Genomic DNA, 19,343 nt, shown 5'->3' with positions numbered 1-19,343 from the left:
ACGAGCCGGTCCCGCCGCTGTGCAAGGGCGGCCCGGACCCCCGTACCGGGCCACCCCGTCTGTGCGACTGCGCGTCAGGTGCGCGGCCGGGCGCTGCGCTCCCGCAGCTCGGTCAGCACGGTCTCGATCAGCGGCGAGCGGTAGACGTCCGCGACCAGCGCCAAGTGCTCGTACTCAGCCGCGAGTTGGGCGCCCTCCCGGCCGGTGGGGGCGGCGTCGACCACGACGCTGTCGGCGCCGTGGGCCGGGACATGGCCCACCGCGCGGTTCTCCAGGCCGCGCCGCAGCGCCGCCGCCTCGGCGACCGCGGCCAGCTGCCGGTCGTCCAGGGCGACCGCGCGGGCCCGTTCGAGGACGATGTCGACCGCGTCGGACTCCACATGGCGGCGGATCCCGCGCTGTACGTCGCGGATCTCGGCCATCTGCCGGTTGGCCCGCCACTCCAGGTCGGCGAACGGCCAGCGGCCCGACCAGCGCGAGCCGTCCATGGTGACCTCGGGGCTCTGCGCGGTGACGGTCCGCCAGAGCGGGGACAGGCGGCGCAGCCGGCGCCAGGCGGCGACGCGCGGGCCGGCCGCCGGCAGCGAGAATCCGGCCAGGACCAGGATCGCGGCGACGGAGGCGCTCAGCGGGGCGACGCCGTTGGAGAGCCAGCGCGCCGGATGCCCGGACCAGGACAGGACGAAGCCGATGACCTTGCAGGCGCAGTAGACCAGGCCGAGCCAGCAGCCGGCGCCCAGCACCCGCAGCCCGCGCGCCAGCCACGATCCGCCGAGCCGGGCGGCGTAGCGCGGGCAGAGGGTCCCCAGGCCCGCCAGACTCGATCCGAAAACGGCCAGATACAGCAACAGGAAGAGCATCACGCCGGGTGCGTCGGTGTAGGCGGTGCTGAAGTCGCGGGGGTGCTCGACGGCGTCCGGCCGGCCGACCGCGAAACCGGTGACGGCCACCGCCCAGAGCGCGGCCACCACCCCGACCGCCACCCGTGCCCTGACCCGCGCACGGGCCCGCGCCGCCTCGCCGTCCCCCGCCGTCCAGCGCAGCAGCAGCACCAGCGCTCCGGCCGCGAAGACCACCACGGAGGAGTAGAGGAAGACCATGGCGAGGTTGGCCACCCCGAGCAGCCGGTCGAATCCCCGGTAGAGGCTGGGCGCGGAGAAGAGGAAGACGGTCGCCACGCCACCGGTCATCACACAGGCGAGCCCCAGGTCGGTGTTGCTGCGGTCCCGGAACCAGGCGACGGACTTGTACGCCACGAGCGCCCAGGCGGCGGCCCCGAAGCAGAGGTAGACGATGTCAAACACGGGTGCCTCCCGCCTGCCCGGCGTCCTCCTGCTGGCGCCGGATGTGCTGGAGCGCGGGCCCGAGCGCCGCCGCCACCTCGGCGGCCGGCCCCTCCAGGGGGACCTCCCGCTCCGCCTCCGACGGCACCACCCGCTCCATCAGGAGCGTGCCGAGCACCTCGGTCTCCCGCTCGGCGAGGCTGTCATAGCCGTGGTGCCGGGCGAAGCCCATGGTCAGGCCCATCCGCCGCATGGCGGTGGCGACGTCGACGGACGGTGTCCAGATCCGCAGCGCCTCTTCGGTGACGGCCGGGTCCTGGGCGTGCCCGAGGAGCAGGTGGCTGAGTTCGTGCAGCACGATATGGGTCTGGTGCCAGGGGGAGGTCTTGAGTTCGTAGAAGACCCAGTAGCCGTCGTCCGTGGTGGCGGTCATCCCCGAGACCACCCCGCCCAGGCTCATCGGCACCAAGTGGACCGGCTGCTCCACCCGTGCCGCGACGATGTCGCAGACCCCCCGCAGATCGGTCGAGGCGGGCAGCTCCAGTTCCTTGATGAGCTGCTTGCACCGCCTGCGTATCCGCCCCACTCGCATGCTCGTCCCGTCCTCGTCTGCGGCCCGCCGCCAGGTAGTGAAGATGCGGTCGTGCTCAGCGGTCCGTATCGGGCCGTTCGCCACGCCGATCACCACCCTGCTCCGGCGGGTCGGCCGGCAGGTTCATCTGCCGGCGGAACTGGGAGATGATCGTCGTCAGGCTGTCCTGCACCTCCGGCGGCAGCCCGACCGAGCGCAGCGCGATTGCCCGTACCCGCTGGTCCCGCATGGCGGCCAGGAACCGGACCTCCTCCTCCACCCGCGCGGCCTGCGGCTGCGAGAGGTCACCCAGCAGATACCCGACCGGCACCGCGAAGAACTTGGCCAGCGCGCGCAGGAGTTCGGGGCTCGGATTCGTCCGCCGTCCGTTGCGCAGCATCGACAGATACTGCTCGGTGACCCTGACCCCGCCGTACTCCGCCGCCCCGCTGCTGATCTCGTCGGCCACGAAGGCGTTGGTGTACGGCGCGCCGGGCGGGTGCATGTGCGCGAAGAGGTGGTTGAGCCGTTCCGCGAGCAGGCCCCCCACCCCCTTGGACCGGCCGTCGCCCCCCACTGCCATGCCACCGTCCCATCGATCGAGCCCAACGAACAGTTAAGGCCGCGGAAACCGTGCTCTCCATCCTGTCATGCCCGGAACGCGCCGCACCAGTCCACATACGGACAGTGAGGGCGGTCGGGCTTAACCACGAGTTGAGTGACCGGACAACGGCCGCGCGCCGGGACAGCCCTGGCGAGAGGGACGGAAGGGGCGCGCGGGACGGCGGGGGCTGCGAGCGGGCCGGGAACGGCGGGCGCGTCCGGGACGGCGGGCTGCGACGCACCCGGCGGGGACGACGAAAAAACCGCCTCCTCTGATGAGGAGACGGTTTCCGACCTGTGCTGTCACAAGTCGGGACGACAGGATTTGAACCTGCGACCCCTTGACCCCCAGTCAAGTGCGCTACCAAGCTGCGCCACGTCCCGATGCCCGTTCCGCCAAAACCCCGGGCGGTCGTGCACGAGAACAATACCCCATGTCAGAGGGTCCGCGTCGCCACATTCCGGCCGGACCGGGCACGAGGGACGGCGGACGGGGTGAGCGGGCGCACCGCCGCCGGCCGCACCACCCTCCGGCCGCACCGGCGATCGGGATCACCGGGCCGCAGCGGCCCACGGGATCCACGGACCTCACTTGACCTCGACCAAGCTTGAGGTTGCACCGTTTCCGACATGACGAACACAGCGACGGACACCACACCGGAAGCCCGCACCGGCGACGCCCCGATCGGATTCGGCGAACTGCCCCGCCTCATGGGCCTGATGACGGGCGATGAGAAGCACGGCCCGGCTGCCACCTCCACCCTCGACGCCCTATGGGTCCTCTACGACCGGGTGCTGCGGGTCTCCCCCACCACCGCCACCGACCCCGGGCGGGACCGCTTCCTGCTCTCCAAGGGCCACGGCCCCATGGCCTACTACGCGGTGCTGGCCGCCAAGGGCTTCTTCCCGACCGACTGGCTGCCGGGCTTCGGCGCGTACGATTCGCCGCTCGGCCACCACCCCGACCGGGAGCTGGTGCCCGGCGCCGAGATCGGCAGCGGATCGCTCGGGCACGGGCTCCCGCTGGCCGTCGGCACCGCGCTCGGGCTGCGTGCCCAGGGCCGCCCGGAGCCGGCGGTCTGGGTGCTGATCGGCGACGCGGAACTGGACGAGGGCAGCAATCACGAGGCGCTCGCCTTCGCGGGCGCCGCGGGCCTCGACCGGCTGCACACCCTCGTCATCGACAACTCCTCCGCCACGCACGGCTGGTACGGCGGCATCGCCTCCCGGTTCACGGCCGCCGGCTGGTCCACGGCGACCGTGGACGGCCGCGACCACCAGGCGCTGTACGAGGCGTTCAGCGCACCGCACCCGGGCCGTCCGCATGCGGTGGTGGCCCGCGTGGAGCCCAAGGAGAAGCAGGTCTTCTGACCGCTCTCCCCAGCAGCCTCACCTGATTTCCCCGACTTCCCCCAACTTCCCTGATATCCCCCGACTTCGAGAGGTTCCCAGTGATGGACACCATGCGTGAGCGTTTCGCCGCGGTCACCTCGCGGCTGCTGGACGAGGACCCGCGGCTCGCCCTCGTCCTCGCCGACATCGGCGTGGACGGCTTCGCCGACGCGGCCCGACGGCACCCCGAGCGGGTGGTCAACGTCGGCATCCGCGAGCAGTTGCTCATCGGCGTCGGCGGCGGGCTGGCGCTGACCGGACTGCGGCCGGTCATCCACACCTTCGCCAGCTTCCTGGTGGAGCGGCCCTTCGAGCATCTGAAGCTGGACTTCGGCCACCAGGGCACCGGCGGCGTCCTGGTGAGCGCCGGCGCCTCCTACGACTGGCCGAGCGGCGGTTTCACGCACATGGCACCGGGCGACGTGGCCCTGCTGGACACCCTCGACGGCTGGACGGTGCACGTGCCCGGCCACCCGGACGAGGCCGAGACCCTGCTGCGGCGGGCCACGGCCGCCGGCGACGACAAGGTCTACGTGCGACTGTCCCTGCAGGTCAACGCGGCCCCGCGGCCGGTGGGCGAGAACCGGTTCCTGACCCTGCGGCAGGGACGCCGCGGGGTGGTGGCCGCCGTGGGGCCGATGCTGGACAACGTGCTGGCCGCCACCGAGGGCCTGGACGTGACCGTGCTGTACGCGACGACCGTGCGGCCCTTCGACGCCCGGACCCTGCGCGCCGCCGCCGGGGCCGCCGACGCCGCCGACGTGGTGCTGGTCGAGCCGTACCTGGCGGGCACCTCCACCCGGTACGCCAACGACGCGCTCGCCGACCGGCCGCACCGGGTGCTCGGGCTCGGCGTGGGCCGCCGGGAGCTGCGCCGCTACGGGCAACTCGACGAGCACCTGGCGGGGCACGGGCTCGACCCGCAGGGCCTGCGGGCCCGCATCACCGGGTTCCTGGGCGGATGACACCCCCGGGGGACCGGCCGCGGCGGGGTCAGATGTGCTTGTCGAGCCAGCCGACCAGATCGTGCTGGACCTCGTCGCGGTGGGTCTCGTTGAGGATCTCGTGGCGGGCGCCGGGGTAGCCGCGCCAGGTCAGCTCGCGGATGCCGAGATAGCGGAAGTCCTCCAGGAGTTCATGGACCAGGGTCATCCGCTGGTGGCAGGGGTCCTGGTCGCCGACCGCGACATGGACGGGCAGGCCGCGCGGGATGCGGGCGAGGTGGGCCGGGTCGTTGACCTTGCGGACGGCCCGTACCCAGTCGAGGGCGAGCCCGGCGCAGAACGGGAAGCCGCACTGCTCGTCGGCCACATAGCGGTCCACTTCGGCGGTGTCGCGGGAGAGCCATTCGTAGCCGGTGCGGTGCGGGAAGGCGTCGTTGAAGAAGCCGAAGGTGCGCGGGATGAAGGACGAGAGGTGGGCGCGGCCGTGGGCCGTGATCTCCGCCTCCAGTTCGGCGGACGCGGCGTCGATGTCCAGGCCCGGCAGCGTGCGGAAGGTGCCGGTGAGGATCAGTCCGGCGAGGTCGGCGCCGTATTCCTGGGCGTAGTCGCGGGCCAGCATCGCGCCCATGCTGTGGCCGAGGAGGACGAGCGGGACGCCGGGGTGGGCCGCGGCGGCGTGGTCGCCGATGCCCTTGAGGTCGCCGACGATCGCCCGCCAGGCGTCCTCGCCGACCACGCCGAGGCCGCCGGTGGTGGCGGCGGTGGCGCCGTGGCCGCGGTGGTCGGAGGCGACGACGGCGTAGCCGTGGCCGGTCAGGAAGCGGGCGAAGCGGTCGTAGCGGCGGCCGTGTTCGGCGGCGCCGTGGGCGATCTGGACGAGGGCGCGCGGCGCCCCGGACTCCGGGAGCCAGGTGTAGGTGGCGATACGGGCGCCGTCGGGGGCCTGGTGGAAGTCCTGCTGCATCGTTGCCTCCTGGGGGCTGGCGGGCATCGGTCGCGCCCACTCTGTCCCGCCGGGCGGCGGTGCGCCACGGGGCGCGCGGCGGAGTTGGCCCGCGGCCCGTGCGGCGTGGCACGATCGGGCGGTTCTGTGTCGGCCCTGTGCCGCAACCCCCTTTCGCAGGAGGACCGTTGGACACCGCAGACCCTTCCGGCGACGCTCCGATCCGGCGTTCGCCGCTGTCCCGCCGCAGATTTCTCCAGGGCACCGCGTCGGCCGCCGCGGCGGCCGGGCTCGCCGGGGTCGCCGCCCCCGCGCCCGCGGCGGCGCAGCCCGCCGCCGGCGCGTCCGGCACCGCCCTCTCCTTCACCGCCGCGACCAATGGCGCGGCCTCCCTGGCCCCCTCCGGCGACCGGCTGGTCGCCGAGGTCCAGAACGTCCTGTGGTCGCTGCCCCGCACCGGCGGCGACGCGGTGGCGCTCACCCCGCCCGACCTGGAGCCGACCCGTCCGGTGTACTCCCCCGACGGCCGCCGGATCGCCGTCTGCGCCTACCGGGGCGGCACCTTCCACCTCTGGACGCTGCACCCCGACGGCTCCGGCCTCCGGCAGCTGACCGACGGCCCCTGGGACGACCGCGGGCCCGCCTGGTCGCCGGACGGGACCCGGATCGCGTTCGCCTCGGAGCGCGGCGGCGACGCGGTGAGCGGCAGCCCGTACCGGTTATGGGTGCTGGAGGTCGAGAACGGGCGGCTGACCCGGGTGACCGGGCTGCCCGGCCAGGAGGGTCCCCATCAGGACGGCGCCTGGGAGGACTTCGACCCGTGCTGGTCGCCGGACGGCTCGCGGCTCTTCTTCGTCCGCGGGCAGGTGGCCGGCGCCGCGCTGGCGTCCCGTACGGTCGCGTCGGTGCCCGCCGACGGGCGGGGCGCGGTGCGCACCGAGCACACCGAGACCGCCGCGGCCCAGGTGATGGTGCCGGCGCTCTCCCCGGCCGGCCGGCTGGCGTACCTGCGGACCACCGACTATCCGGGGCCGACCTGCACGCTGGTGGTGGACGGTGCCGCGGTCGCGGTCGGCGGCGACGTGGAGCCGGTGCCGCCGCGCTGGGTGTCGCGTGACGAGCTGCTGCTGACGGTCGGCGGCCAGTTCCGGGTCGTGCGGCCGGACGCCCCGGAGCGGGCCGAGCACATCCCGTTCACCGCCCGGCTGCCGCTGCACCGCCCCGATTACCGCGTCAAGGACTACGGCTTCGAGCGCACCGCGGCCGGTCCGGTGCGCGGGGTCCATCTGCCCGCGCTCTCCCCCGACGGCCGCAAGGTCGCCTTCGCCGCGCTCAACTCCCTCTGGCTGGCGCCCACTTCGGGCGGCGGTGCACCGCGCCGGATCACCGCCGCCGACGCCACCCGCTATGTGCTCGCGCCGAGCTGGGCGCGCGACGGCCGGTCGCTGGTGTACGCGGACGACCGGGACGGGCTGTTCGCGGTGCGCCGCCGGGACCTGGAGTCCGGGGCGGAGACGGTGCTGGCGGCCGGCGGGCGGGTGCAGCCGGCGCTGTCCCCGGACGGCGGGCGGCTGGCCGCGCTCGACATGTCGGGCAATCTCGTCGTGCGGACCCTGGCGGACGGCACGGAGAAGGTGCTGGCCGCGCCGATGGGCGCGGGCGGGCTGCCCGGCCGGCCCAGCTGGTCGCCGGACGGGCGCTATCTGGCGCTGTGCGACCGCAACCGGCTCAACCGCCGGTTCCGCGAGGGCTACAACGTCATCCGGATCGTCGACGCCGAGTCCGGCAAGGACCGGCTGCACCCGGTCGCCGAGCATGTCTCGATCGCCGACCGCTACGACTCCGGCCCGGTCTGGTCGCCGGACGGCCGGCAGCTGGCGCTGATCGCCGAGTCGGCGCTGTGGGTGCTGCCGGTGCGCCCCGACGGTACGCCGGACGGTGCCCCGCGGCAGCTGACCGAGGAGAGCGCCGACCATCCCTCCTGGTCCGGGGACTCCGCGACGCTGCTGTACCTCTCCGCCGGGAAGCTGCGGCTGATCCCGGCGTCCGGCGGTCCGGCGCGGACCGTGCCGGTCGCCCTGCAGCGTCGCGGGTCGCGCGCCCGGGACACCGTCGTGCACGCGGGCCGGTTCTGGGACGGGACCGGCGAGGCGGTGCGCGACGACGTCGACGTCGTCGTACGGGAGGGGCGGATCACGGCCGTGGAGCCGCACCGGGCGTCCCGGGCCGGTACCGCCCGGCGGGTGGACGCCTCGGCGAGGACCGTGCTGCCCGGCCTGTGGGACGCGCACACCCATCCCTGGCAGACGACCTACGGCGGCCGGCAGACCGCGCTCCAGCTCGCGTACGGCATCACCACCACCGTCTCGTGCGGCGGCTTCTCCTACGAACAGGCCCGGCTCCGGGAGGCGTTGGCCGCCGGGGCGCTCACCGGGCCGCGGCTGCTGAGCTGCGGTGAGCTGCTGGACGGCGGCCGGGTCGCGTACAGCATGGGGCGGGCGCACCGCACCCGCGAGGGACTGCGGCGGTCGCTGGAGCGCGGCGCGGCGCTGGACTGGGACTTCGTCAAGACCTATGTCAGGGCGCCGGGTTGGGTGATGGCGGAGGCCGCACAGTTCGCCCACGAGCGGCTCGGGGTGCGCTCCGGGAGCCATCTGCTCACCCCGGGCATGCAGCTGGGGCAGGATCTGACGACCCATCTCCAGGCCACCCAACGGCTGGAGTTCGGGCACGCCGTGTCCAGCACCGGGCATGCGTACCAGGATGTCGAGGAGGTCTACACGGGCGGCGGCTTCCACATGCTCGCCACCCCGTTCTCGGCGACCGCGCTGATCGGCGAGGATCCCGCGCTGGCCGAGGACGTGCGGGTGACCAGGCTGATGCCGCCGTGGGACACCGCGGTCGTACGGGAGGGCGCCGGGCACCGGCCGACGCCCGCGCAACTGGCCGACATCCAGACCGAAGTGGGCGTCTACCGGCGGATTCTGGGCGGCGGCGGGCTGATCGCGCTGGGCACCGACCAGCCGCTGGTGGCGGTCGGGCTGTCGCTGCATCTGGCGCTGCGGGCACTGCACCGCGGCGGGCTGACGGTGAGCCAGACGCTGCGGACGGCGACCGCGCTGCCGGCCCGGGTGTTCGGCGCGGAGGGGGACCTGGGGACGCTGGAGGTCGGCAAGCTGGGCGACATGACGCTGGTGGACGGCGATCCGTTCAGCGACTTCAGCACCCTGGTGCAGACCTCGGCGGTGGTCAAGGGCGGACGGCTGTACGAGCAGCGGGCGTTGGTGGACGCCTTCCCCGCGCCCGGCGGGCCCACACTGCGCTCGGCGGCCGCGGCCGGTACCGACTGGCTGGAGGTGGGCCGCCAGCAGCGGCGCGAGTCCTGCTGCGGCGGCGGCCACTGACCTGCGGTATCGCTCACCGCGGGGGCGGGTGGCGCGCGGTGGCGCGGTTCCGGGACGGTCCGGGGCCGCGCCACCGGCGTTGCGGGCACGGGGGGTTGTGCGGCCGTTCCGTGTGCGCCAGCCGCTGACACGAACGCACCCGGTTGATGTTTTATGCCGGCCGCAGTAGGTATGCCAACGGGTGTTGCACGCGGTAAGCGACACATCACGTTCCGGTACGACCACAGGCGGCGCCGCCGGTGCCGCCCCGAGGAGGGAGCGGCCGGCGCGGGCCAGTTCGCGGAGGAGGGCTAGCCTTGCAGCGCTACTTCACCGACCAGCGGCACGAGGCACTCCGGCAGCGGGTGCGGGACTTCGCCGAGCGCGAGGTGCGGCCCCGGATTGCGGAGATGGAGGCGCACCGCACGGTCTGCCACGACCTGTCGCGACTGATCGCCCGGCAGGGCTGGATCGGCGCGACGGTGCACCGCGCCTACGGCGGGATGGGCGCGGGCCATGTCGCCAAAACCCTCGTCATCGAGGAGATCTCGCGGGTCAGCGCCGCGATGGGCGCCATGGTGCAGGCGTCCCAGCTGGGCGTCGCGAAGATCGTCCACTTCGGCAGCGAGGAGCAGAAGAAGACCTGGCTGCCGGCCATCGCGTCCGGCGACTGCCTGCCGACCATCGCGGTGACCGAACCGCAGTCCGGCGGCCATGTGCTGGGCATGGCCTCCACCGCGGTCCGGGACGGCGACGACTACGTCCTCAACGGGCGCAAGATCTACGTGGGCAACAGCCATGTCGGCGATCTGCACGGTGTGGTGGTCCGCACCGGCGAGGGCTCCAGGGGCCTGTCGGCCTTCCTCGTCGAGACCGGCACCCCCGGCTTCCGGGTCGGCGCCGAGCAGCCCACCATGGGACTGCACGGCTTCAGCTTCGGCGAGCTGTTCTTCGACAACTGCCGGGTGCCGGCGGCCAGTCTGCTGGGCGGGGAGGGCGACGGGCTGTCCGTGGCGTACTCCTCCAGCGTGCTGTACGGGCGGCCCAACCTGACCGCGGTGTCCCTGGGCATCCACCAGGCGGTGCTGGACGAGACCACGCGCTTCTGCACCGAGCGGCAGCGCTACGGAAAACCGCTGGCCGCCCTGGGCGCCGTCAAGCTCAAACTCGGCCGGATCCAGTCCCGGTTGCTGCTCGCCCGGCTGTCCGCGTACCACGCGGTCCATCTCCTGGACCAGGGGCTGCCGTGCGACGCGGAGCTGATGAACGCCAAGCTGGTCAACGTGGAGTCGGCCCTGGAGTCGGCGCGCGACGCGATGGACATCCACGCCGCCTGCGGGCTGTTCACCGACCGGCCCGTGGAGCGCTTCCTGCGCGACGCGCACCACATCTTCGCGCCGGCCGGCACCTCGGACATCCAGCTGCTGCGGCTCGGCGAACTGGCGCTGGGCCAGGCCAAGGGCGAGTGGTCCAGCCGGCTCGCGGAACTGGTACGGCGGGATCCGGCCGACTGGCCGGAGGAGGCGGAGCTGCCGGACGGACCGGCGCCGCTCGCGCGCCTGATCTAGGGTCCGTCCGGCGGCTCGGCGCCGGACGCGGCCACCGCCGTGCCGGGCCCCGGAGCCGGCCCGGACGGACCCCGGGGCCGGGCGCTCCGGCTCAGGACTCCCCGGACTCGGACGCCTTCTGCCGCCGCTCCATCTCGTGGATCTGCTCGACGAGTTCGGCAGCCAGCGACTTGATCGTGTGCAGTCCCTCCCGCCCCCAGGGACGCGGTTCGAGGTCGACGACGCAGACGGTGCCCAGCGTCGTCCCCGTATGGTCGATCAGCGGCGCGCCCATATAGGTGCGGATGCCGAGCTCGTCGACGACGGGGTTGCCGGCGAACCGCGGATAGTCGCAGACGTCCTCCAGGACCAGCGCCTTGCGCCGTACCACGACGTGCGGACAGTAGCCGTGGTCGCGGGCCATCACCCGGCCCGGCCGGCCGCTGGCGGGCGCCGGGCCCAGCTCGACGGCCTTGTCCTGGCCGGGCACATAGAGACCGGCGAAGTACTGCTCGTGCTCGTCGATGAAATTGACCATGGCATACGGGGTATCGGTGGTCCGCGCGAGCTTGCGCGCGAAGTCGTCGAACGCGGGCAGCGGATCCTTGCCGATGCCCAGCTCGCGCAGCCGGCGGACCCGGGCCGGGGCCTCGTCGTCCTGCGGGGTGAGCAGCAGATGGCGGGTCGGGTCGTACGACGCGTAAGGGATACGGGAAGAGGGGTAGCGCGAGGCGGGGAAGTGGGGGAAATGGGCGAAGGGGTAACGGGCCGGGTGGTTCACGGTAGCTCCGGGGTGGCGGCGAGGGCGGGGGTGAGCAGGTACTCGACGAGGGACACCAGGACATGGGTGCCGGAGGAACACTGCCGGGCGTCGCAGAGGACGACGGGGATCTCCGGCGCGAGGTCCATGGCGGCGCGGACCTCGTCGGGCTCGTAGTGGTAGGAGCCGTCGAACTCGTTGACGGCGACGATGAATTGGATGCCGCGGCGCTCGAAGAAGTCGACCGCGGCGAAGCACTGGTCGAGGCGCCGGGTGTCGGCGAGGATGACCGCGCCGAGCGCGCCGTCGGACAGCTCGTTCCACAGGAACCAGAAGCGGGTCTGACCGGGCGTGCCGAAGAGGTAGAGGACATGGTCCGAGTCGAGGGTGATCCGGCCGAAGTCCATCGCGACGGTCGTGGTGGTCTTCTCCTCGACCCCGGCCAGGTCGTCGGTGCCGACACTGATCTGGGTGATGACTTCCTCGGTGCTGAGCGGCTCGATCTCGCTCACCGCACCGACGAAGGTGGTCTTGCCGACCCCGAAACCGCCCGCGACCAGGATCTTGAGCGCGGTCGGGAAGGGATCGGGTCCGGGTTCCCCCGTGGCCGGGGGGTCACAGTCGTTGACGAAGTCCATGCAGCACCGCCTCCAGCAGCGCACGGTCGGTACGGGACGCGGGCCCCGCCGAAACGGCGACGGGGGCCCGCGCGGTGAGCGCGCCGCAGGCGACGAGGTCGGCGAGGAGCACCTTGGTGACCACGGCCGGAAGCCGTATGTGCGCGGCGATCTCGGCGACCGAGACCGGCCGGTCGCACAGCCCCAGGACGCGGACGTGGTCGGGTCCCTGGGAGCCGGCGGGCCGCCGTCCGGTCGCCAGCACCAGGGTCAGCAGGTCGAACTGCGCCGTGGGGCGGGTCCGGCCGGTACTGACGGTGAACGGGCGGATCATCTCGCCCGCGGCACCGTCGTACATGGGTTGCCCGCCCGGCCATCGTCGGCGAGGCAGGGCCACGGTCAACGACCGCCCGCCGGAGCCTGATGGCGCGCGGGGGTGGACAGATACGGCCGGACGCTCTTGACGAGCATCCCCATCTCGTAGCCGAGCACCGCGGCGTCGGCGTCGCGCCCGGCGAGCACCGCCAGGCAGGCACCGGTGCCGGCGGCCGAGACGAACAGGAAGGTCTCCTCCAGCTCGACGACGACCTGGAGGACGTCGCTGCCCTCCCCGAAGCGCGCACCGGCGCTGCGGGCGAGCGAGTACAGGCCGGAGGCCAGCGCCGCCATATGGTCGGCGACATCCGGTTCGAAGCCGTGGGATGCCTTGACGAGGCCGTCGGAGGACAGCAGAACGGCGCTTCGGGTGTGCGGTACGCGCTGTACGAGTCCGGTCAGCAGCCAGGAAAGGTCGGTGTGCTGACTGCCGCGGAACTCGGCGTGCGTCTGCGCATGCACATCACTCACCATGGTTGTGGTCGTCTCCTCGGGGGCGGGCCTTCGGGGCGTCGTGGTCAGGGTCGAAGAGCGGGTCGGGGTCGGCGGGGCCGCCGTCCCGGCCCGGGGTGTGGCCGGGGCCGGCGGCGGTCTGTCCGCCCGTCGTGAGGCCGGCCGCGTAGCTGGGGTCGCCGAGGCTGAAACCGCGCTGGAAGGCGGCCATCAGGTTGGGGTCGTGGATGCGCTCGGTCCCCTCGCGGCGGGGCAGCAGCCGCGGGTCGTCGCGGAGTTGGGGCGCGATGTGGGTCTGCTTGATCCGCCGCGGCAGCCGCGGCCGGGACCCGTCGTCGTCGACCGGCGGCGGGGGCGGCAGGACGACGGGGCCCGGGTCCGCGGGCCGGCGCTCGGCGGGGGCACCCGGACGCGGGTCGGCGGGCGGAGTGGGCCGGCCGTCGGCGGGCGCGGCCGGGCGGGGGGCTGCGGGCGCGACGGGCGCGACGGGACGGCCCTCGGCGGGCGCGGCCGGGCGGGCCTTGGCGCCGGCCGGCGGGCGGATCTCGATCGCGCCGGCGTCGATGTCGGCATCGGTCGCGAGCCGGGCCATCGCCCGGTGATAGGCGACCATACGGGCGGCCTCGGTACCGGCGTCGGTCGTCGCGTCGAACCCCCCGCCGGGGTAGATGAGGTCGTCGTGCCGTCCGCCCCCGCCGTCGTACGAGGGGCCGGCGCCGCCCTCGTCGTACCCGTCCCCCTGGGCGCAACCCTGATCGGCGGCGGGTTCTTCGCGGTGGTCCAGGGACGCCTGGGGCACCACCGAGCCGTCGAACTCGTCCCGTACCTGGGCGGAGTTGGCGCCGAGCAGAGACGGCGGCAGGATCAGCACGGCCTGCACGCCGCCGTAGATGTTGCTCTGCAACTGGACGACGATGCCGTGCCGCTGGGCGAGCGAGGAGACCACGTAGAGACCGATCCGGCCGTCGTCCAGCAGCTCGGTGAGATCCATCTGCTCGGGGTCGGCGAGCAGCCGGTTCATCTGCTCCTGCTCTTCCGCCGACATGCCCAGGCCGCGGTCCTCGACCTCGATCGCGAGGCCCGCCTTGACGTGCTGCGCGCGCACCGTGACCGGCGTCTCCGGCGCGGAGTAGATGGTGGCGTTCTCGACGAGCTCGGCGAGGAGGTGGACGACATCGGCGACGGCGGTGCCGCGCAGGGTGCCCTCCACCGGCGGCACCAGCTTGATCCGCGGATACTGCTCGACCTCGGCGGTCGAGGAGCGCAGTACCTCGGTCATGGTGATCGGGCGGGTCCACTGGCGGCGGGAGACGGCGCCGCCGAGCACGGCGAGGTTCTCGGCGTGCCGGCGGACCCGGGTGGCCAGATGGTCGACGACGAACAGGCCCTTGAGCAGGTCCGGGTCCTCGACCTGGTGCTCCAGCTCGTCCAGCACCTGGATCTGACGGTGCACCAGGGATTGCAGCCGCCGGGCGAGGTTGACGAAGACCTCCAGCTTCTGCTCGTTCCCGGTGGCGTTGGAGCGGGCGATGCCCACCGCGTCGATGACGGCCGCCTCGGCGGCCCGGCCCGCGGCGGCGACTTCCTGGGCGAGCAGGTCGAGGGCGTCGCCGCCGGGCTCCGGCACCGGCTCGGGTTCGCGGTGCTCGATCCACTCGTCACGGCGGACGCGGTCGAGGAGGTCGTACAGCTCGGACTGACTGCGGGCGCACACCTGGCGCAGCCGCGCATAGCGGTTCACCACCGCGCGCGCCTCGGAGTTCCCGGCGACGCCGGCGATCAGCACGATGACGCAGACCACGACGAGTCCGCTGGTGAGCACCGGCCATTCCCGGCCGGTCAGTCGGGCGCCGCCGCTCTGGACGACGAAGGCGGCGACGCCGGTGCAGATGACGGCGACGAGCAGACAGGGAACGGCGGCGAGTCGGACCAGCCGGGAGCGTATCGCCGAGTCGGCGGCCGTATCGGGGGAGGAGGCCCGACCGTGCCGTCCCCCATGGGACCTCTGAGCCTCCTGGGACGTCTGGGTCCTGTGGGGGGGTGCGGTAGGCATGGGCGCCCTCCGGATCGGCCGTTGGCAGTTCGCGGAGTTCGCACGCTAGTTGGTACGGGGGTGGTGTTCGGACCCACTTCGGGGTTTCGCTACCCCACGCCACCTCCTTGGGTAGGCATGGCGCGCACGGCAGTGCGAAAGGATACGAACTCTCGTTCAGCGAACGGGAATTGAAACCTCAACCACCGCATCCGGGCGACGGCTGCCCCGCACCGCCACGCCACCCCAGCCGCGAATTCCCCTTCCGCACCCCTGGCGGGTTCCTCGCCGACGAGGTCGTCGCCCACGAACGCGTCCGCCGCCCCCGCGGCCTCCCGGGTCGCCACCACCGGCGGCCAGGCGGGCCGGCCATGGACCGGCGGCACCGCCACCGCCCGCCACCACGGGTCCACGGCCGGCTCGAACGGCTCCCCCGGCCGCGGCGCGACGGACGCGACGCCCGCCTCGTGGGCCGCGGACATCATCCACTCCGCCGGCTCCGCCCACGGATGCGCGAGCGGCGTTCTGGCTCGCTAGCTGGCCGCGCCGGGGCCTACCGTCGTTGGTGAAGGGAATAACGGGCTGCCACTGCATACACCAGAGCCCCCGGCCTTACGAGCCGGGGGCGGTCTGTGAATCTCGTCAGGCGGCTTCGCCGAGCTGCTCATCGGAGGTCCCGAAGTAGGCCCCAACCCTCGCGTGGCGTCCGAGAGTCCCATCCGGCGAAGCGGCGGATTCCCCATGTCTTGCTGTCAGGGCTTCACGATCCGGGTTCGGGCCACGACGCGAGAGCGCGCTCTGGTGACGCCGGCTGTTCCTTCCGAGGCAACCCGTCAATGGCTCGGCGCAGTTGTTGCCGCTCAACCTCGGGATGGCTGCGAGGACTCCCCTTACGCGTCTCAGCTCGTCCACGATCAGCCCTCGTTCACCAGGTCGAGGTCTTCACGGCCCTCCTCGGCAACGCTCGCCACGAGGGGCCACTTGCGATTCAGGGGAAGGGACAGGTCCCGCCACCATGGGTGTGTGGGGATGTCCCCATCGGGCTCGAAGGGCTGTCCTGGAACAGGGAAGGCCACGGCTTGTCCGACTGCCTTGGCAACAGCCATCGTCCACTCGCCCGGCTCGGCCCACGGATGTGGCGCGAGTTTGAAGGTGCCCCAGTGGATTGGCAGCATGACACCACTTGCCTGGCTTTGTTGCAGGTCGAGGTGCGATTGCAGGCCCTGAGTGGGGTTCATGTGTATGTCGGGCCAGATGCCGGGCAGTGGTGTGCAGTCCGGGTGGCTGTCGGGCCAGAAGTCCGAATACGCGCCGACCTGGATCATGGTCAGGTCGAACGGGCCGTGCGCCGCCCCTATCTCCGCGAAACCGGGGAAGTAGCCGGTGTCGCCGCTGTGGAAGATCCGGTGCTCGGCACCGGCGACGACCCAGGAGGCCCAGAGCGTGTGCTGCGGGCCGCGCAGGCCGCGCCCGCAGAAGTGCTGGGCGGGCGTGGCGGTCAGCGTCAGCCCGCCGACCCGGGTCGATTCATGCCAGTCGAGCTCGGTGATGCGCTCCGCGGGGACACCCCAGAACTCCAGGTCGGCGCCGACGCCGAGCGGCGCGACGAAGGCCGCGCCGGAGCGGATCAGGCCCCGGATCGTGGGCATGTCGAGGTGGTCGTAGTGGTCGTGCGAGATCACCACTGCGTCGACCGGATCCAGCTCCGCCAGCTCCACCGGCACCGGATGCAGCCGCTTGGGCCCGGCCCAGCTGAAGGGGGAGCAGCGCTCACCCCAGACCGGGTCGAAGAGCACCCGATGGCCGTCGATCTCGGCGAGCACGCTCGAATGCCCCATCCAGGTGATCCGCAGCCCGGAGGCGGGCGGGCGGCCCCAGTCCGCGGCGGTCGGGCGGTGCACCGGGATCCGGCCCACCGGTGCCCGCCGCAACCGGCCCTCGCGGCTCAGCTGCGTACGAGCCATCGGCAGCGCGGCACCCCGGAGCAACTGCCGGGTGGGCGCCGGATTGCGGAACTGCCCGTCCACGAACTGCGGCGAACTGCGCATCCTGGCCAGCCGCTCCCCGGTGGGCTCGGCGCCGAAGCTCGCGGGGCGCAGCGCGGTGAGCGGAGTACGGCGGGGTCGGGATGCGGTCACGGCACCTCCATGGTCGGGGCGGTCGCGAGGTGAACGGGCCGGGTGAGCGGAGGGTTCCGGCAGGCCCGGGCCGCCCCACACCGCCGTACGGCGCGGCACGCGGCCACCGGACTCAACACCATCGCCTTCCGATACCAACCGCGCGACCGGCCGCGACATTCCGGCCAGCGGTGTGAGCTGCGCTGCATCAGACGTGCCCCTCCGTGTCAGGCATCCCCCTCCCGGGCCCGCCGTGCCGGTCCGCCGCCCCGGTCCGCCGTAGGTGTCCGGCGCTCACGGGCGCACTGCGGCCCCGTGCCGACCGACCGCTACGGCACCTCGACCCTTGCGACCCCCGGATGCATACCGCAACTCGGACGCGGCCATTCGGGTGAGAACGAGGACGGAACGGAACCGGGCGCCGCGTCGTCGAATCGCACCCGGGGCGCCCCGGGCAGCCGCGGCGCGAGCGCCCGCCCCGCCCGACCCCGTACACGCGCCACCCCCACTCACCCCGGTCCCCCACTCGCCCCGCCCACCCCGGTCACCTGCCGCCCCCGCCGACCCCTGCCGGGGCCGGGCCCGGCCGCACTCCCTCCGCCGTCGTCCGGCAAGCGGCCGCTCCGGGGACCGGGGCCCGCTCCGGACCAGGGCCCGGCCGTCCCGGTGGCAGGCGCGTTCGACGGCGGCTGCCGGCCTCTGGGCAGGCCGGGGCGGCGGGGCAGGAAGACGGTGCACAGGAGGACGCGCGGGGCCATCAGGCGGGAGGGCGGGGCGGTGAGCCGACCGCCGCCCGCAGTGCGCGTTCGCCGACCACGGCGTCCAGGACCGGTCGGGTGACGCTGAGCGTCGGATACCCGCGGTCGCCGAAGCGGCGCTGCCGGCCGGCCGGCCCCTGCCACCGTTCCCGGGGACCTCGATCCCTGACGGCCCGCAGGCTTCAGCGCCCTCCGCATCCCGGCAACGACCGTCCCAACGCCCCCTTCCCACCGTCGAGTAGAGCTCTTCCGCAGCTCCGGGACGGGCCTCGCGCCGCGCATCACGCACCGTCAGCCGCGCCGCTGCACCCACTCACCTCCGGGCGCCGCGCCACCGCACAGGTTTCGGCGCACCCCCGTCCCTCCCGCGGGTCACACCCGTCCCTGACATCCCGATATGCGGCGACTGTGCGTCTACACTCCCGACAGCGGGCGCGCCGCGCCCGCAGCCGCTCCCACCAGCAACGGGATTCGTCTCTTCAGCAAGGGATTCAGGGACGCTTGTGACCTTCGAGCAGGAATCTGAGCCGTATGACGTCCTCGTCGTCGGCGGATCGGGCGTGGACACCACCGTGCGGGTCGACGCACTGCCCGTACCGCCCGCCGACAGCCACGGAGTGCCGCCCATCCGCGAAGACGCGGGGCACACGGGCACCGGTGTCGCGCTCGGCTGCGCGGCGCTGGGGCTCACCACCGGATTCGTCGACTTCCTCGGCGACGACCATCCAGGCACCCTGATCCGCGAGCGCCTCGCCGGCAGCGGTGTCGACTTCCATCCGCTGATCTCTCCGCACGGCACCCGGCGGGCCGTCAACCTCGTTTCCCCCGACGGCCGTCGGATGTCCTTCTACGACGCCCGCGACCCGCTCGATCTGCGGATGCCGCCGGAGCACTACCTCCCCCTCCTGCGCCGCACCCGGCACGTCCATCTGTCCATCACCCACTTCGCCCGCTTCCTGTACGACGACATCGAGGCCCTGGGACTGCCCGTCTCCACGGACCTGCACGACTGGGACGGCCTCACCGAGCACCACCGCGATTTCGCGCTCCGCTCGGACCTGGTCTTCCTCAGCACGGTCGGCGCCGGGGAGCGGATCAGCTCCGTCATGCGGGAGATCCTCCGCGACGGTCGCGCCGAAGCGGTGATCGCCACGGCCGGCGCCGGCGGTGCCTACCTCCTCACGCCCGAGGACCGCACCCCGCGTCTGGTGCCCGCCGCGGTCCCGCCCGGCCCCGTCGTGGACAGCAACGGCGCCGGCGACGCCTTCACCTGCGGATTCCTCTACGGGCGGCGCAGGGGCCGGGACCTGGAGGAGTGCGCACGCCTGGGCGCGGTCGCGGGCGCCTACGCCTGCACCGCGGAGGGCACCCACACCGCCCTCGTCGGCCGGGCCGCACTGCGCGCCGTGCTCACTCCTTCTCCCCCGTCACCGGTGCCGGCCGCGGCCGACGCCGAGGTCTCCGCTGCCGGCGCATAGCCCTCCGCCCCCCCGCTCGAAGGTCCAGGCGACGCCCTCCCGGGCCGCAGGCGTCCGCGGCGGCACCCGCAGCCCATACGCGCGGTG

General features: G+C 73.4%; 16 protein-coding genes, 1 tRNA gene and 1 pseudogene. 5 read left to right on the top strand and 13 right to left on the bottom strand.

What is annotated here, in order from left to right; translation table 11 throughout:
* Positions 1–74: 74 nt before the first annotated feature.
* The 4 genes from ACO1BR_RS19315 to ACO1BR_RS19300 all read right to left on the bottom strand — a co-directional run bounded on the left by ACO1BR_RS19315 (position 75) and on the right by ACO1BR_RS19300 (position 2,841).
* Entirely contained in the window at positions 75–1,304 is a 1,230-nt protein-coding gene (locus ACO1BR_RS19315; protein ID WP_426796303.1) for an MAB_1171c family putative transporter, read from the bottom strand.
* On the bottom strand, positions 1,297–1,968 hold the full coding sequence (locus ACO1BR_RS19310; RefSeq protein ID WP_426796302.1) for a hypothetical protein: 672 nt from the start codon (positions 1,966–1,968) through the stop codon (positions 1,297–1,299). The genes ACO1BR_RS19315 and ACO1BR_RS19310 overlap by 8 nt, the downstream gene beginning before the upstream one ends.
* Positions 1,931–2,437: a helix-turn-helix domain-containing protein gene (locus tag ACO1BR_RS19305; RefSeq protein ID WP_426796301.1), complete on the bottom strand. Its 507-nt coding sequence runs from the start codon at positions 2,435–2,437 to the stop codon at positions 1,931–1,933. Before ACO1BR_RS19305 ends, ACO1BR_RS19310 begins: the two co-directional genes overlap by 38 nt.
* A gap of 330 nt (positions 2,438–2,767) precedes the next feature.
* Positions 2,768–2,841: transfer RNA gene (locus ACO1BR_RS19300), tRNA-Pro, on the bottom strand.
* A gap of 246 nt (positions 2,842–3,087) precedes the next feature.
* Here ACO1BR_RS19300 and ACO1BR_RS19295 point away from each other — a divergent pair.
* Both ACO1BR_RS19295 and ACO1BR_RS19290 read left to right on the top strand, forming a co-directional pair.
* Positions 3,088–3,828 carry a transketolase gene (locus ACO1BR_RS19295; protein ID WP_426796300.1) on the top strand — a complete coding sequence of 247 codons (741 nt, stop codon included), beginning with the start codon at positions 3,088–3,090 and terminating at the stop codon, positions 3,826–3,828.
* 83 nt (positions 3,829–3,911) lie between these two features.
* On the top strand, positions 3,912–4,814 hold the full coding sequence (locus tag ACO1BR_RS19290; protein WP_426796299.1) for a transketolase family protein: 903 nt from the start codon (positions 3,912–3,914) through the stop codon (positions 4,812–4,814).
* 28 nt (positions 4,815–4,842) lie between these two features.
* Here the strand turns inward: ACO1BR_RS19290 and ACO1BR_RS19285 are convergent, their stop codons facing one another.
* Positions 4,843–5,757 carry an alpha/beta fold hydrolase gene (locus ACO1BR_RS19285; RefSeq protein WP_426796298.1) on the bottom strand — a complete coding sequence of 305 codons (915 nt, stop codon included), beginning with the start codon at positions 5,755–5,757 and terminating at the stop codon, positions 4,843–4,845.
* Positions 5,758–5,924: 167 nt separating this feature from the next.
* Here ACO1BR_RS19285 and ACO1BR_RS19280 point away from each other — a divergent pair, with 167 nt between their 5' ends.
* Both ACO1BR_RS19280 and ACO1BR_RS19275 read left to right on the top strand, forming a co-directional pair.
* Positions 5,925–9,140: an amidohydrolase family protein gene (locus tag ACO1BR_RS19280; protein WP_426796297.1), complete on the top strand. Its 3,216-nt coding sequence runs from the start codon at positions 5,925–5,927 to the stop codon at positions 9,138–9,140.
* A gap of 296 nt (positions 9,141–9,436) precedes the next feature.
* Positions 9,437–10,687, top strand: a complete 1,251-nt coding sequence (locus ACO1BR_RS19275; protein ID WP_426796296.1) for an acyl-CoA dehydrogenase family protein — start codon at positions 9,437–9,439, stop codon at positions 10,685–10,687.
* Between the two features lie 91 nt (positions 10,688–10,778).
* Here the strand turns inward: ACO1BR_RS19275 and ACO1BR_RS19270 are convergent, their stop codons facing one another.
* The 7 genes and pseudogenes from ACO1BR_RS19270 to ACO1BR_RS19240 all read right to left on the bottom strand — a co-directional run bounded on the left by ACO1BR_RS19270 (position 10,779) and on the right by ACO1BR_RS19240 (position 17,041).
* Positions 10,779–11,375 carry a GAF domain-containing protein gene (locus ACO1BR_RS19270; RefSeq protein WP_159510236.1) on the bottom strand — a complete coding sequence of 199 codons (597 nt, stop codon included), beginning with the start codon at positions 11,373–11,375 and terminating at the stop codon, positions 10,779–10,781.
* Positions 11,376–11,443: 68 nt separating this feature from the next.
* On the bottom strand, positions 11,444–12,064 hold the full coding sequence (locus ACO1BR_RS19265; RefSeq protein WP_426796295.1) for a GTP-binding protein: 621 nt from the start codon (positions 12,062–12,064) through the stop codon (positions 11,444–11,446).
* Positions 12,042–12,401: a DUF742 domain-containing protein gene (locus ACO1BR_RS19260; protein WP_426796294.1), complete on the bottom strand. Its 360-nt coding sequence runs from the start codon at positions 12,399–12,401 to the stop codon at positions 12,042–12,044. The genes ACO1BR_RS19265 and ACO1BR_RS19260 overlap by 23 nt, the downstream gene beginning before the upstream one ends.
* A 41-nt stretch (positions 12,402–12,442) precedes the next feature.
* Complete coding sequence (locus ACO1BR_RS19255; RefSeq protein WP_159507060.1) at positions 12,443–12,892, bottom strand: roadblock/LC7 domain-containing protein; 450 nt, start codon at positions 12,890–12,892, stop codon at positions 12,443–12,445.
* Positions 12,882–14,924, bottom strand: a complete 2,043-nt coding sequence (locus ACO1BR_RS19250; RefSeq protein ID WP_426796293.1) for a sensor histidine kinase — start codon at positions 14,922–14,924, stop codon at positions 12,882–12,884. Before ACO1BR_RS19250 ends, ACO1BR_RS19255 begins: the two co-directional genes overlap by 11 nt.
* A 326-nt stretch (positions 14,925–15,250) precedes the next feature.
* Positions 15,251–15,415 (bottom strand): annotated as a pseudogene (locus ACO1BR_RS19245) (MBL fold metallo-hydrolase); the annotation flags it as partial.
* A 402-nt stretch (positions 15,416–15,817) separates the two neighbouring features.
* Positions 15,818–17,041: an MBL fold metallo-hydrolase gene (locus tag ACO1BR_RS19240; protein ID WP_426796292.1), complete on the bottom strand. Its 1,224-nt coding sequence runs from the start codon at positions 17,039–17,041 to the stop codon at positions 15,818–15,820.
* A 1,240-nt stretch (positions 17,042–18,281) separates the two neighbouring features.
* Here ACO1BR_RS19240 and ACO1BR_RS19235 point away from each other — a divergent pair.
* Positions 18,282–19,256 carry a carbohydrate kinase family protein gene (locus ACO1BR_RS19235; protein WP_426796291.1) on the top strand — a complete coding sequence of 325 codons (975 nt, stop codon included), beginning with the start codon at positions 18,282–18,284 and terminating at the stop codon, positions 19,254–19,256.
* Here the strand turns inward: ACO1BR_RS19235 and ACO1BR_RS19230 are convergent.
* Positions 19,206–19,322 (bottom strand): hypothetical protein, encoded by a 117-nt coding sequence (locus tag ACO1BR_RS19230; RefSeq protein ID WP_426796290.1) that lies wholly within the window; start codon positions 19,320–19,322, stop codon positions 19,206–19,208. The genes ACO1BR_RS19235 and ACO1BR_RS19230 overlap by 51 nt on opposite strands.
* Positions 19,323–19,343: the final 21 nt, after the last annotated feature.

The sequence above is a fragment of the Streptomyces sp. YGL11-2 genome, from assembly GCF_050054615.1.
Classification (GTDB): Bacteria; Actinomycetota; Actinomycetes; order Streptomycetales; family Streptomycetaceae; genus Streptomyces.
The sequence above is the reverse complement of the archived record's forward strand: the minus strand, read 5'-3'. Positions and strand labels throughout refer to the sequence as shown.

Bases quoted from the DNA above. Each gene is read 5' to 3' on its own strand.
- ACO1BR_RS19305 (WP_426796301.1), bottom strand. From the start codon at position 2,437: ATGGCAGTGGGGGGCGACGGCCGGTCCAAGGGGGTGGGGGGCCTGCTC.
- ACO1BR_RS19295 (WP_426796300.1), top strand. From the start codon at position 3,088: ATGACGAACACAGCGACGGACACCACACCGGAAGCCCGCACCGGCGAC.
- ACO1BR_RS19290 (WP_426796299.1), top strand. From the start codon at position 3,912: ATGGACACCATGCGTGAGCGTTTCGCCGCGGTCACCTCGCGGCTGCTG.
- ACO1BR_RS19285 (WP_426796298.1), bottom strand. From the start codon at position 5,757: ATGCAGCAGGACTTCCACCAGGCCCCCGACGGCGCCCGTATCGCCACC.
- ACO1BR_RS19265 (WP_426796295.1), bottom strand. From the start codon at position 12,064: ATGGACTTCGTCAACGACTGTGACCCCCCGGCCACGGGGGAACCCGGA.
- ACO1BR_RS19260 (WP_426796294.1), bottom strand. From the start codon at position 12,401: ATGTACGACGGTGCCGCGGGCGAGATGATCCGCCCGTTCACCGTCAGT.
- ACO1BR_RS19255 (WP_159507060.1), bottom strand. From the start codon at position 12,892: ATGGTGAGTGATGTGCATGCGCAGACGCACGCCGAGTTCCGCGGCAGT.
- ACO1BR_RS19250 (WP_426796293.1), bottom strand. From the start codon at position 14,924: ATGCCTACCGCACCCCCCCACAGGACCCAGACGTCCCAGGAGGCTCAG.